The following is a 13,855-nucleotide window of genomic DNA, read 5'->3' on the forward strand; positions in this document are numbered from 1 at the left end:
GTGTAGTAATAGACACTTCGATTTAGTCCTGCAACCTCACAAGCAAGTGCCACACTTACCCCAAACTGCTTAAGGAAATGCTCAACCCACGCTCTGCGCCTGCTTGTGCTCACAGCTTTTTTGCAACGATTTCCTCAAGCATAGTGTGTTTCAGACTCAGTGTTGCAAACATGTCCTTGAGCTTGCGATTCTCTTCTTCAAGTTCTTTCAGTCGCTTTACATCCGACGCTTCCATACCGCCATATTTGGAGCGCCATTTATAAAATGTACTTTGTCCAATTCCGTGTTTTCGGCACAAATCTGGAACCGATACACCCGATTCAGCTTCTTTGATCATGGCAACAATTTGTGACTCGGTGAACTTGCTTTTTCTCATCGTAAAACTTCCTTCTTTTGTTAATGGAAATTCTACTCAAGAACTGTTGCAGTTTATGGGGGAGTTACACAAATTGCCCTAACATAAATAGAAAATATGGTGGATTGCTACATAGTTTTTGTCGATAGCAAACTCAGGGAATTAGAAAAGCACTTCCCAGATTAGCAATAGAGTGACCGTATGTTGATCCCTCATTACTACCTGTCAGGCGAAATCTAAACCTTTCCATCAGTGCTGTAAGATTAGATATGGGCTACTACAAGTTATATGACTCATTCTGTGCCTCCATTAAACTCTATTGCTCAGCTGCACTCGACTTTGGCACGACTGGTTGGGCATTTTTTATTTGCAACTGTATGCTTTCCGTAGACTTATGAATTTCTTCTTGAATGAAATCCTTGCTTGGACCGGTAAAAGCTAAGATTAAGCCAACAGTGCCAATAAAGAAACTAATTAGAGCGACTATATATGAAACCCAGTTTTGCTTTTTCATTGCCGCATGATCTCGATTCATATCTTGATATTCAGCAAGAATTTTAGTGATTGGATGAAGTAATTCTTTATCACTTTCTTGGCCTGATGATTGACTAATTTCTGCTAAACGGGCTAAAGAAGGACGAGCTTCTTCTGGCAAAGACTCAAATGGTTCAGTCCTATTAATATCTTCAATAAGTTTCTTATATTTATTGTGCGATTCTTGCTCCTGAGCTTCTGAGTATAGTTGATACAAAGCCTCAATAGCCCTGCCTGAATTAAGGCCAATGCCACGACCTATATCTGCAACCTCTTTGGCTTCTAGGTTTATCCCGCCTTCAATTTTCTTTTTAATTTGATCTTTAACTTTGCCAAGTTTCTTTTCCCGTAGACCTTGTTGCTCAAGAAATACAGGACGCATTAGTTTGCTGAGGGCTACCGCAATTATAGCGGCTCCAGCCGACGCCGTTATTGCCGGCATGAGTTCAAGGAACATTTCATCAATCCTTATGGCATTCAACTATTCTAATCACCGATCGATAGGGACATTTTTCTGACTTTAGCTGTCTCACTTCCATACCCTCTATGTTCTTACCATTTATCACAATTAATAATAGCTACTACCGTGTTTTACATCAATTTGAGAGCTTTTCTAAAAGCAAAAGCGAGATTAAAATTCGTTATATTGACTATACAAGAAACGTGTCAATAGCGCAGTATAATCACTAAAGATTAGATGCTAGCGAGAAGGAAACTAAATAGAGACAGCTCCACGTTCTATCTCACAGCGATCCAATAGCTTCACACAGCTTCCAAATAGGTTCTTCGTCTTGCCACCAAACTAAAGTCAGAAACTCATCGTCGTGATAATGGAAAGCTTGCTCTAGTACCACAGAGCCACTTGCCAGGTCTTCTCTACACCAAACGTTGCCATCCACTAGAATAGGGCCTTTTAGAGTTTCGCCACTAATGACCTTTTGAACAGCAGAGCCATTGGGTACATGTCTGGGAGGAAAAAAAGCCCCAGGCAATTGACTATGCTTTTCAAAGTATCTTCGTGTTCCACACTTTTTATAACAAGCCATAAAACCCATGTGGTGGTCCATTTTGATCGTTCTACGAAGAGATGCCATAAAACTACAATCAAAGGCTCTCGCGACCGAACTGACAAGGTCACTGTTGAATTGAGAACCATTGATTACACTACGCATTAGAAAGTGTGGCATTAATAGTTCTGAAGCAAACTGATTCGCAATGTTTTCTCTGGGTTTTTGTTTCTTGGCTCCTAATTCCATATCTGTCGCAGCACACAAATTCCCAATTTTTCCTCGATCTTTGAACCAATGGCCTAACTCGTGGCCAATAGAAAATTTTTGCCTCTCACGGTCAGAGTTAGAGTTCACTGTTATTATAGCGCTGTCACCCGCGCCTATAATACGCGCTTCACAACCCGAAAGGGGCTTTTGTTTGACCACTGCCTGTTTATGATATGCAATCGCTTCGAGATCGATCTCTGCTGGTTGAGTAATGCCTAACTCATAATATAAATCAAAGACCTCATTTTGAATCTTCTTGCTTGTCATCCTTAACAACTCCTAACTCTATAAGATCTTCCAATATACCTTCTATTTCAGCATCAGTGATTTCTTTGCCATCTCTGAATGCCATAGTAATTTCCGTTGGAACCTGACCACTGGCAATCAATTGTGCCAGTTTTTCTCGAATATCTATCCCATTGGATTTGAAACGACGTATTGCATCCGAAGTACGCGAGTGCTTTTGATTCTCTTGATTTACTTCCGCGCGGGCAGATTGTAACTTCTGTTTGCGAAAAGGTAAGGACGCAACTTCAACTGCGCGACGGAACTTAAGCAACTCTTCTTTCTGGTCCAATCCGGAAGCAATAAAATCTTCTTCCAAGTCTGACTCATCCATCGACAGAATCTGATCAACATAAAAGTCGTCTAAGCTATCATCTATAAAATTTTTACTCATTGGTTGCTCCCTGTTTGTGTCGTTTAGCAATCCTTCTCATTAATCTCTTACGAGTTGTATCGTATTTGGTTTGATTACCGTTAAAAACGTTCTTCACTATCTCTTTTGCCTTACAACCATTAACTACAGCATCAATCAACTGACTCACGTCCAAATCTCCTGAGAATGTAGCTTTTAACTCTCCAATACGTCTCTGTGCTAACAGCTCTGTTTGCTCATCAATCAACTCTTGCTCTATCGATCCAGAACAATGCAGCTCAATATTTAATGACTCTTCAACAGTTTTAATGTCTTCTTCCATCTTTCGTCTTTGGAAAGATTGAGAAGTTACCAAGTCATTTGCAACACTCTTAATAACCGAGACCAACCCTTTTTCCAGAGGCAGCTCTTTTGGAATATGCCGCTTCCCTTCATATACACGTATCAATACTTCTTGGTAGAGATCTTCCGCCTCAATATCAAGCTGATATTTGTTTCTGAAGTAATGAGTTATCTTAACTAACTTGCTGCGTTGTAGCTCACCCAAAGCAGAAAATTCCTCGTGGAACTCTTCCACACTCAAATACGAGTAACCCTTGCTCATTGATCAGTTCCTTAATGACTCTTAAAGACTGAAAAAAGAAAATTTCAGGACAATGTCCAGAAAATACATATCGTCAGTCTTTATTGTTTGAAGGCAACAGCAAACGCTTTTGCCTTCAATATTTAAACATAAATTTTACAACTGAGGAAATTAACATGACAAAACGATTTGAAGTCTTCCAGGGTACAAATAGCCAATACTACTTCCGTTTGAAATCAGCAAATCACGAAATAATTCTCGCGAGCGAAGGATATACAACCAAGGCTAACTGTCTCAACGGCATTCAGTCCGTGAAGCTGCACGCACCTTATGACAGTAACTACAACAGATTGAACTCTGTCAATTACCAGTATTACTTCACCCTAAAGGCTTCAAATGGCCAAGTAATTGGGGTTAGTGAGACCTACACCACCACTCAAGCAAGAGAGAATGGTATAGCAGCGGTGAAACGCGATGCTCCAACGGCTTCAGTCATTGATTTGACATTGCAATCAGTAGGCTAAAGCTCTGTGCTTTATTCTCTCATTGATAAGGAAATTATATGCCGGAGATTTTTTTCAATTCAACCATGCAGAGCTTTGTGTTTTCACCTTTGATGGGCGTGATTTTTGGTGCGTTGTTTACCGGATTAACTTCTAAACCTTCAAATCACGCTCCTAAAACGGTCGTTGAAACGCGAAGAGTATACATTGAACGAAGGTATAGAAACTCGAGAAATTCCAGCAATGATGATGGTGGTGGAATTTTTGCTCTGCTTTTCTTGCTGATATTCGTATTGTGGAAATATGTTCAGGTGGCCCCGCTCATTCATGAATACATTCAAACTGGGTTAGTGACTATGAGCGCATTTTGTTTCTCAGGATTCTTAATGTCCATTTTGCGAGGTCAATATACGAGCCACGAGTGGTTAGAGCGAGTATTCGTACCGTTCTGCACTTTAGTGATGTGTTTTCCTCTATTGTCTCTTGCAAAAGAGGCAATCACATTCGACCTGGTTGAATTGGCCAATAGCTCAAATATTGTTGAGTTTTATATGGATGAGCTCAGCGAATACGGTCGTTACTTTCTGATGTTTCAGGTTATTGGGATATGCACTTTAATTCTGTTGGCAACCTTAAGTACTGTAACATTCGTCCATTACCTTGCTCTAATGAATCAGCGAGAAAGTGGTAGCTTGTACTACTTTTGGACATGGGTCACTAGAGTTACGAGTCGGTTATCAGGCAATGGGGCCTATGTAATTCTAATAATTCTGTTAGTCGTGACAGCTCTATTACTTAATGGGCAAATCGCCAATTGGGTGACACCAGGTTAAAATTTCAATTAACTTTGTCCAAGGATGGCAAGTTATAAAATCTCAGCAATGTTATTAAAGCCATTTGAACAATAATCACCTTGATTAGTTCAGATATTGCTCTTGATGTCCTCTAAGTTCTATAAAAACTTCCAACCAATTGGAGTGTTTCAAACCATACACTACTGAAAAGAAAACCTCCTTATAGCAACACATTACGTATGATCTTTGCGATCTCCTGAAAATCAGCAAGGCGCTGGATAACATCGCTTTTACTCGTCCCCTTGATAGCTTCACCATCATCCATAAAAAATGCAGTATCAAAGCGGCCTGTTTGCTTGCATTTGACATATACCATGATTTACACAGACACCCATTCAATTTCTACTCCTGCACGCCACCCAAATGGGCAAGACTACCTGTTCAGTACAGGTAGTCGTGACAAGAATATCCTCTATTTATCTTCAGATAGCAGCGAGCAAACAGCACTCGGGGTAACGTCCGTCGATGAGCGGTTAGCGCGTTTTTCCGATGATGGCCAAAAAGTAGCTTACATCAGCCTGGCCTCTGGGTCTGAACAAATATGGATTTACGATCTGGCGGAAAAAACGACAAGCATGCGTTCAAAATTCGACAAAGCCAGACATATTCTTGACTTAAAGTGGTCTATTGATAATCGCTTTATCTTCGCTTTAGCCCATAATGAGCTTCTCCAGATAGACACCCAAACAGGTCTGAGCAAAACGCTTAAAGTGCCGCATGGCCAGATCGCCGGGCTCTCAGTTAAAGACAACGACAGCATTGCCTTCAGTATAAAAAGCGCAGATAAGTGGCAAGTGCATTACTACAATATTCGCACAGATGAACTTCATAGCGCCCAACATAAATGGCAATTTGTATCGTTCGCTAAAACACCTGAAGATACAGTGTGGCAGGACAATAATGGTGACTATTTCACCGGTCTGACTCACTTACCGGTAACCTCAGACACCATTAAGCAAGTTCCGTTGATTGCTCATTATCGCTTCAACTTACGTAAACAGGCAAATACCTGGCTATGGCAGCATGCAGCAGCACGCCGCTATCCGCTATATCAGTATGATGAGCAAAAACAAACCAAACGCCTCATCGCGACATCAGATAGTAGCGACTTTGACTGGTACCAGAATAAAATCCTTATCAATACCCTCCATTATGAAAACTTTGATATTTACCGCTCCAAAATAGAGAGCACAGGTAGAAAGTAAAAATATCCAGCAGGAACGAACTTCGTTTAAGACTCATATGACACTGCACCTCGCCGACTCTATTTACTGTCAACCATTCTCCATAAAGTGTTACAGAGCCCTTGATAATTCTTGGCAACTTTAAGCGCCATACGTTTGATTCTAAAACTAACGTGTATACCATTGCCTCATGGTGGGGATGAGTAGTATCTCGGACAACTACGTATGCGCTGGCACTTCCCTCCTGGACAGTGCCCAAAATATTCTGAGGCTGATAGCTTCCAAAGCTCTTATCTCGTGCATCCCAGACAAGGAGAGACCAGAGTTCAAATACTCCACTTTTTCCAAGCGCTTTAACCTCGCTCTGTGACAATGCTTCAAGATCGTAAATACCCAAAAACTTAGGGTTTCGCAGTAAGCGGACCGAAACTTGAAACAACCAGTTTAATTCTGCGTCAGAGATATACTTACTGGCTTCAATGTAGTCCTTTACTTTCATTTGAGAAAGGAAGTTCGCAACCACGACTTCTGGTTCGTCGATCTCATTACTCTCTGCATTAAAACTCATACACAACCAAATCAATAAAACATATCTCAACATTTGCTAAACTCCTTTCTATGTATGAGGATTACAACTACTTATCACGTACTAACTTATTATTCCGTAGTACTAGCTTTACTTTAGTATATGTATCAAAAGCCCTGGCTGAGCCCATTTCTGATAATGACAGTAAATAGTAATCAGGCGCACTATCGTCATCTATGTCTGCGTATCCAGAGAAAATACCTGCGTTTTTGACTTCGCTGCCATCGATAATGATGAGTACATGCCGATGCTCTGATGGTGGACTATTTCCACCCATATAAGCCTTATAGAAAAACTCTGTACCACTGACTTTAATTACATTAGATACGTCGTTAATAAAGCGCTCATTGGCGATAAAGCTTTTTCTGCCTGTGCCAACGTGTACGGCAAAAACATCATAGACAGGAAAAGGAAATAACTCATCGTCGTTACTTTTCTTGGCACATAGATAAAAAGATGAATTTGAGTAGATATGCTCGCAGTCGCTCGCTTTCGTACTGAAGCTTAGAAATAGCATAGAGAGTGCAATAATCAGGTACTTCATTAAATCACGTTATCCTTAAAACCTTTGGCAGTTTGCGGGGATCGTAAACGCCAATCAACTTTCCACATACCCATTTAACCAATTTTTAGGCGCATTGTGCTGCAACTTCATTCATGTAAATTTGAAGGCTTTCAATATTGTCGAAAATCATGCTTGATGGGAACTGATCTGGTTGAGAGTCTATTTTTCCGCTCCAGGTTAGGTGAATACAGGCAAATCTACCATCGCCAAGCTGAACTATCACATCATCATTTGCCTCGGATTTAGCAATCACTGATAACTCACACTGCCATAATGGATGCTCAGGTCCAACTTCACACGCAAGCTCTCTTTGTATCGCATCCTTAATAGCGCATTGTTTTAGATGCCACCACGGGTCAATCCAGTTAATTGTTTCTTTCATTGTTATTCTGTGTGACACGTAACACCATACCAATCAATATTTAAAGGCTTGACTAAAATTAGCATTCAGAGCCATAAGCCTAAGCATTTACACTTCTTTGAGTGACACTTCATACATAGATAATTTTGGCATGCCCATTGAGAAACGATACCAATTCTTTAACCGTCTCAGCCTTGTCATAATACACAATGGCTTCTGCATTTTCTTTACTGATCCCCGGCCTCGCGGCAACTTCACAGTGCATATCATCTAAATCATCAGGGTCCATATGATACACACCATCGAACATATCATCTACCGGAACCATCATTGTACTCGTCAGCCCATTACTAAACGATTCTATAAACTGCACGAATTATCATAGTAACCGCATTACGATAATCGAACGAGCGAGCACATACGCATACATCGGATTTACTGAACATTGACGCAATTTTCTTCTAACGAAGATGTTCAATAGCTGACGAAATCGCTATATAAACTGCGACTCCAAACAGTACATATATAGCTCATATAATTTAATTTCTACGCTTAGAAAAGTTATCGAAACTGTATTTCCCTTTTATTGCTAACCTAGTGTTATAGTATAAAACCAGCAACCTAACTAAGGATCGGTTTAGCTGCCCCCCCACAATAAGGCCCTCTTTACTCCTCATGTCTGCACTCCAAAGCGCTGTTCCTTGCCAAGTTATTTAACTAATTCAGCCGTCCATAACCAGAACTTGAGGGCGGGCACAGGAAGTCCTAGTTAAAAGAAACCGGTATAATTAACCGGCACAAATAATACAGTCCCCTCATCGCCTGAGACAAATTCAACCGTGGTTTTCAGAGGGTACCTGTAGCCCATCGGGGTATCTATGTTTTTCATCTTTCTTAAATTCAAACATATTTAAAATACCCATTAAAGGACCAAAATAACAAACTGTACCTAAAAGCAGAAATCAACCATTCCAAAAAAATTAAATAAAATATAACTTTTCATCACAAAAAAACTTGGTTATTGTACAAACAGGCCCTGACATATTGCAGAGCAAAAGTCAGCTTTAGCATCGCGTTCAGGGTTCATTTGATGAATTAGAAAATAAAAAATCTAAAATAAGGAAATATAAAATGAAGGTACAACTAAAAAAGAAAAACCTAAAGACACTGAATGAAAGCAATCAATTAGCTAACCAAGCAACGCCACAAGTTGCAGGTGGTGCAGAAATCTCTGTCTATCCACAATGCAACCCATCAAACCCTGTTATTTGTTGGACAAATGGTGGCTGGCACGGCTGTGTAACTAAATAATACTGGTTATCTATGACACAGGTTAAAGCCCAACCTTCTGCGCTTCCGGAAATATCTAAATTTTTTCCAAGCGCAGTTTTAATACAAGCGCTCTATTTCATAAAAATCACATAAAATGAATTCGTTAAATGATCAATGCTTAGCATTGGTAGATTTGGCAAGCGGTGGCTGCGAAACCTAATTAGAGTCAAGTTCTAAATTATCAAGGTAAAGTGCACCCAAATACCATCTTTGTATTCCACTACAGGCCCTCAGCCCTACTTTTTAATAATTGACAGGCAGAAATAAGTAACATTCAAGCTATGGAGTAAAATCACAGCTTAGCGGTCAAATAGTGTAGTTGTCTCAGCCAATATACCCTAAACTCAATGAAGTGCCGGGTACTCTCAGCTTCTCATTGATCCACTCACTGCTTTTCTGTACTCAGCATTAATTACTAGCACTGCCATTTTTACCAGTGAACTCTATTGAAAAGCCTTTGTCATCTTCTCCTGATACATAAACAGTGATGTGCTTATCGTTATTCAGTTGATACCTAATCTTTTTAGGAAAATCATGGTGTGAATTTTCAAATATCGCTGAGTTTTCTGAGCAGCTTGTTAGTTTGAATGCCGTTGGTAATGTATTATTGGTAACTTTAGCTAAATAAAAAACCTCTCCAGACATTTCAACCAGGCGAAGAGTTTCGGCACTCACCACTTTGTTCTTAACAATGGAATATGTTTGACCATAGCCCTCAAATGTTTTCTCACTGATTCGAGTCCATGATTCATTGAGCTTCAATTTGCTATTTTCAGAATGCCAATTACCTATCAGCCAATTCAATGAATGCAACGTATTACATGCTTTCTCCAGGGCCGAGGATTGAAAAGAAAAACAAAATAACACCAAACTCATAACTTTCAACATTGTACTTAGCTCCATTGATAACTGGCTCTTTCAAACGCTTGAGCACGTCGCCTGCACATTGCGTTTACTGACCAGATATTGGTACTTAGTTACTCTCTCATCCATTTTGCTTCAATTTCTGTGACAATTCATGCTTTAAAGATGAATTTTAATAACTAAGCTTTTTGGTGTCTTTGGTTTTATAATCATTAGTTTTATATATTTTTTAAGATTCAACAAAGTTCTCAACCTTCTCTAACCCTACCGCTCTTACCCAATTTTTTATAGGTCACTAAACTTGAATGCATCAAAAACGTAAGATATCTTGCCTGTACTATTTTTAAATTTACCTTTCACTATAATATAGGACTGAAGACCTAATTCCATTGAAAATGGGTGCAAAGAATAGTGCATGGCTCGGCTGGGCTCAGTAAACAATACTTATCATTTCTTAATAATTCACCAGCACTATATATCTTAGCTAGACAAATAATTTATACGCCAGCGGGCTTTAGATATTGATCGCAATGTAAGAGCAGATCTGACGGTAGTGTTTCCGGATAATTTGAATCATAAGCGATCATTTCTCTGGCTACTGCTCTTGCTTCTTTGCTGAGCGAAGGATGATCCATGGCCAGAGCAATGTGCTTCCATGTATATGCCTTCTTATCTCTGTAGCGCCGATAATTAATTTCCCCCTCCCAGAACTTCAGAATCTGCTGACAAGTATTAATCGTCAACTCCGGCTTACTCTGGTAAGCCTCAAGTACACTAATCAGCATTAGCCTTCCACTTTCTTTCCAGTTGTCTAAGTAACTCTGTGTTGTTTTCACCCAAACCTGATCATGAAAAAAGGGCATCTTTAGGACCTGAATATATCGATTAAAAACATGCCGAGGCGTTTTACCTGGGTTATATTCACTGATAATTTCAGCGACTACCGGAGTGTAAAGTTCAAATTGAGCATGAACCACCAGGGAATGATACACAACATTCCAATTCAGCTGTCTCCAGTTTGGCTGTTCTTGAAATAATCTGATCACATACTGCTTTGCTTTTGGATGCGCATACACCTCTCTTAAGCAGCTGGAGATAACTTGTGGGCTTAATGGCGTTTCAGGTGAATCCCTTTCCAGCAAACGAAGTGCCTGCTCCTGACCTGACTCGTGCCCTTGCAGTAACTTTAGGCAACTACAGATAACTTGCAGGTTTAACGGCGTTTCTGGTGAATCTCTTTCCAGCAAGCGAAGTGCCTGCTGCTGTCCTGACTCATGGCCTTGCAATAGGTTTAGACAGCTAGAGATAGTCTGGTGACCTAACGGCGTTTCAGTTGAATCCCTTTCCAGCAAACGAAGTGCCTGTTCCTGGCCTGACTGGTGTCCTTGCAGTAGCTTTAGGCAACTACAGGTAACTTCTGAACTTAATGGCGTTTCAGGTGAATCACTTTCCAGCAAGCGAAGTGCCTGCTCCTGACCCGACTCGTGCCCTTGCAATAGGTTCAAACAACTAGAGATAGTCTGGTGACCTAACGGCGTTTCAGGTGAATCCCTTTGCAGCAGGCGAAGTGCCTGTTCCCGCCCTGATTCAAGCCCTTGTAATAACTTTAAACAACTACTAGTGACATTTGGACTTAATTGCGTTTCAGGTGAATCCCTTTCCAGCAGACGAAGCGCCTGCTCCTGACCTGACTCGTGCCCTTTCAAAAGCCTTAGGCAACTGGAGGTGACTTCTGAACTTAATGGTGTTTCAGGTGAATCCCTTTCCAGCAAACGAAGTGCCTGCTGCTGTCCTGACTCGTGTCCTTGCAATAAGTTTAGACAGCTACATATAGTACCTTGACTCAGTACAGGCAAAGCTGATTTTCTTTCTAGCAGGTTAACTGCGTTGATTATTTTTTCGGAACGATCGAAGTCTTCACTCTTAATAAGATAATGCAAGTAGCCATCAAAGCTGCATCCCCGTTTATCCAATTGCTCTATATAGGACAGCTTTTCAATTTTACTCTTGAAAAAACCCTCTTCGCATAATCGATTCAATAATAAGCTAGATGTAACCCTGTCAGAAAACCTTTCTAAAGCCAAATCCAAGACCTGGTGGTGCAAGAAGTGGCTTTCATCCATTCCCTGCACTATTACATAGCTTATACCTTCTTCAGCCAAAGTATCGTGGTTAAAACTTAGATAGTTTTCACTGTTTCTATTAATATAACTTCGCAGCCTTTCATTGACTTCACCTTTCCCTTCCAGACTAAAATATGTGCCATATTTCGTGGAGTCATCAAAAAAATCAGCTAAGTAACAAAAGTCTTTCTCATGGAGTAAAGTCTTGTTATTTTTATAAAGCCAGGACCAGTAAACCAAAGCTTTCGCAAGTGCAGAGTGTTGCTCATATATTTTTTTGATATCGCTCTGAATTATCGCCCGATAATGACTCATCAAGTTGCAATCAAGTGAAAATAAAGCCGATTCGTCTCCTGCCGTTCTAGCTAGAATGAATAGCAAAAGAAACAGGCTTGCCTTACTGTAGTCCTCCTTCTTTGACATTATTTCATGTGTGCTGCTCCATTGCGGCATCCTTTCAACAATAGCGCTCAGTAGATCATGATTTTCGTCTGGTTTTAAGCTATATAAGTTATTATCAGGGTTGAATAAATACTTTAAGTACGGCTTCTGCTCAGGAAAGCGATCTCCTATCACCAGTCTGACGGAGCGATTACCAGAAAGCGCATTAAATAGTTCGTTAAGGTGGTTAGAGTTATCCGAAAAACGGTACCAATCTTCAATAAAGACTAAATATTTCCCTTGTGTCCATGGAATGTCCGCCATAGCGTTAATGAAAAAATCATCTATGTCCTCCAGCCAAATTACAGAATATTCTGATTTACTCAAGTTGAAGGCTATCCGTCGAAGTAAGGTAGACTTTCCTGACCCTCCGGCCCCACTCACAACAGAAGCTACTCGCATATCAACGTCGTCATGAAATGATTTTATGATCTGTTGCTCAATATCTGCTTCAATGCTGCGCCTAATATCCCAACGCTGAGCAATACCATACCACTGACAATCATCTTTTAATTTAGCCGTATAAAAGTGATAAGGGGCAAAGTGTTCCTGAAAGTTTTCAGCTATGCCTTCAAAAAAGGATTCGCTAATAACTAGGGCTCCAGGGGGGTTGAAAGATTTAGTCTTTTTTTTTAATTGCTTTTTTCTTGGCCAGACAGGGTGCCAAGGCAGCTCTTCATCGGACTCACTATCTGGCCCAGCCCATACTACAGGTAATGTATTATTTGGCGTGTTATGAGGCATCACAATCAATGCCTGACTATCATCGTATCCCAAAGGGTGGGCTGGATATAATTTTTTGCCCCATTCAAGACATACTGCCTTGACTAGTTCTCTCTCCTCTTGCGTAGTGAACACGTACGAATTATCACTGAATGCCATATATTCGTCATAAAGAGGTCGACATACGAGCAGGCTATTAAAATTAGTATCTCGCCTAATATTTTCCTGTCCGTTCTCAAACCCAAGAAGCGCTACATAATGACATCTTGCCCTTGCATTTTTCAGGTAATTATTAAAGAACTTCGTAGCTTGATTACCAGAACCAATAATATCGTCAAAAAAAACAATATCTATATCGCGATTCAAATGTGCTCTAAAATCATCAGATTTAAAGTTCTTTTCTTTTAAGCCAAGCTCTTTTCCATATTGATATAAAAACTGACTACCACTTGAAGCAGATGAAAGTTCTAGTGGATAAAATAAAACATCTTTTAGATCATCTCTGAATATTTTCTTTATGTGCTTTGCTGCTATATTTACATAATCTCGCATCTCATCATCAGTGATGTATTCAATATTTTTCAGCAAGGTCAAAGCTGCTTTACACTGGGACGGCCTAAAGTTACAGAGCCATCGGGTCACATCTCGATATTTATCTTGAAAGAAAGCACTTCTTCTGGGAACCCAGTGTTCTACTATTATCTCTAATTCAGATTTGTGTTCAGCAATGAATTTTTGATGTGGATTCATAATCCCTTCCCCATTTAATACTATCGACTATTTGTCCAACCTTTATCTAGCCTTACCTTAAGCTAATCCAAAGAAGCAAAGCACAAAGGTAGAGTAGCTTCTACCAGTGTATTAGTGATAATGCGGATAAGGCCATTGACCAATAAACCAACATGCCACCAA

The 13,855-nt window shown here is 40.1% G+C and carries 15 protein-coding genes; 4 read left to right on the top strand and 11 right to left on the bottom strand.

Annotation, left to right across the window (positions count from 1 at the left end; all coding sequences use genetic code 11):
• Positions 1-109 precede the first annotated feature (109 nt).
• The 5 genes from tnpA to IY568_RS21605 all read right to left on the bottom strand — a co-directional run bounded on the left by tnpA (position 110) and on the right by IY568_RS21605 (position 3,428).
• Positions 110-376, bottom strand: coding sequence for an IS66 family insertion sequence element accessory protein TnpA (tnpA, locus tag IY568_RS21585; RefSeq protein WP_058796451.1), 267 nt, complete (start codon positions 374-376; stop codon positions 110-112).
• Positions 377-671: 295 nt separating this feature from the next.
• Positions 672-1,346 (bottom strand): hypothetical protein, encoded by a 675-nt coding sequence (locus tag IY568_RS21590; RefSeq protein WP_194868649.1) that lies wholly within the window; start codon positions 1,344-1,346, stop codon positions 672-674.
• 286 nt (positions 1,347-1,632) lie between these two features.
• A complete protein-coding gene (locus IY568_RS21595; RefSeq protein WP_194868650.1) occupies positions 1,633-2,433 on the bottom strand; it encodes an ImmA/IrrE family metallo-endopeptidase in 801 nt (266 codons plus the stop codon).
• On the bottom strand, positions 2,408-2,845 hold the full coding sequence (locus tag IY568_RS21600; protein ID WP_194868651.1) for a hypothetical protein: 438 nt from the start codon (positions 2,843-2,845) through the stop codon (positions 2,408-2,410). Before IY568_RS21600 ends, IY568_RS21595 begins: the two co-directional genes overlap by 26 nt.
• Positions 2,838-3,428: a sigma-70 family RNA polymerase sigma factor gene (locus IY568_RS21605; RefSeq protein WP_194868652.1), complete on the bottom strand. Its 591-nt coding sequence runs from the start codon at positions 3,426-3,428 to the stop codon at positions 2,838-2,840. Before IY568_RS21605 ends, IY568_RS21600 begins: the two co-directional genes overlap by 8 nt.
• Positions 3,429-3,583: 155 nt before the next feature.
• Between IY568_RS21605 and IY568_RS21610 the strand changes: the two genes are divergently transcribed.
• The 3 genes from IY568_RS21610 to IY568_RS21620 all read left to right on the top strand — a co-directional run bounded on the left by IY568_RS21610 (position 3,584) and on the right by IY568_RS21620 (position 5,969).
• Positions 3,584-3,931: a YegP family protein gene (locus IY568_RS21610; protein WP_125782579.1), complete on the top strand. Its 348-nt coding sequence runs from the start codon at positions 3,584-3,586 to the stop codon at positions 3,929-3,931.
• A gap of 38 nt (positions 3,932-3,969) precedes the next feature.
• Complete coding sequence (locus tag IY568_RS21615) at positions 3,970-4,743, top strand: hypothetical protein (protein ID WP_194868653.1); 774 nt, start codon at positions 3,970-3,972, stop codon at positions 4,741-4,743.
• A gap of 335 nt (positions 4,744-5,078) precedes the next feature.
• Positions 5,079-5,969: a hypothetical protein gene (locus IY568_RS21620; protein WP_194868654.1), complete on the top strand. Its 891-nt coding sequence runs from the start codon at positions 5,079-5,081 to the stop codon at positions 5,967-5,969.
• On the opposite strand, the gene IY568_RS21625 is transcribed toward IY568_RS21620, so the two are convergent.
• From IY568_RS21625 to IY568_RS24945, 4 genes are all read right to left on the bottom strand, one after another.
• Positions 5,902-6,549 carry a hypothetical protein gene (locus IY568_RS21625; protein ID WP_194868655.1) on the bottom strand — a complete coding sequence of 216 codons (648 nt, stop codon included), beginning with the start codon at positions 6,547-6,549 and terminating at the stop codon, positions 5,902-5,904. The two genes, IY568_RS21620 and IY568_RS21625, sit on opposite strands and share 68 nt — an antisense overlap.
• Positions 6,550-6,583: 34 nt before the next feature.
• Positions 6,584-7,078 carry a hypothetical protein gene (locus IY568_RS21630; RefSeq protein WP_194868656.1) on the bottom strand — a complete coding sequence of 165 codons (495 nt, stop codon included), beginning with the start codon at positions 7,076-7,078 and terminating at the stop codon, positions 6,584-6,586.
• Between the two features lie 85 nt (positions 7,079-7,163).
• On the bottom strand, positions 7,164-7,481 hold the full coding sequence (locus tag IY568_RS21635) for a hypothetical protein (RefSeq protein ID WP_194868657.1): 318 nt from the start codon (positions 7,479-7,481) through the stop codon (positions 7,164-7,166).
• A 109-nt stretch (positions 7,482-7,590) separates the two neighbouring features.
• Entirely contained in the window at positions 7,591-7,791 is a 201-nt protein-coding gene (locus tag IY568_RS24945) for a hypothetical protein (protein ID WP_206074226.1), read from the bottom strand.
• Positions 7,792-8,591: 800 nt separating this feature from the next.
• Here IY568_RS24945 and IY568_RS21645 point away from each other — a divergent pair.
• On the top strand, positions 8,592-8,771 hold the full coding sequence (locus IY568_RS21645) for a hypothetical protein (RefSeq protein WP_049863092.1): 180 nt from the start codon (positions 8,592-8,594) through the stop codon (positions 8,769-8,771).
• Between the two features lie 429 nt (positions 8,772-9,200).
• Here the strand turns inward: IY568_RS21645 and IY568_RS21650 are convergent, their stop codons facing one another.
• Both IY568_RS21650 and IY568_RS21655 read right to left on the bottom strand, forming a co-directional pair.
• Positions 9,201-9,680: a DUF6265 family protein gene (locus tag IY568_RS21650; RefSeq protein ID WP_194868658.1), complete on the bottom strand. Its 480-nt coding sequence runs from the start codon at positions 9,678-9,680 to the stop codon at positions 9,201-9,203.
• Positions 9,681-10,153: 473 nt separating this feature from the next.
• Positions 10,154-13,693 (bottom strand): primase-helicase family protein, encoded by a 3,540-nt coding sequence (locus IY568_RS21655; protein WP_194868659.1) that lies wholly within the window; start codon positions 13,691-13,693, stop codon positions 10,154-10,156.
• Between the last annotated feature and the right edge of the window lie 162 nt (positions 13,694-13,855).

The organism is Pseudoalteromonas sp. PPB1 (assembly GCF_015356275.1).
In the GTDB taxonomy this organism is placed as follows: domain Bacteria; phylum Pseudomonadota; class Gammaproteobacteria; order Enterobacterales; family Alteromonadaceae; genus Pseudoalteromonas; species Pseudoalteromonas rubra_D.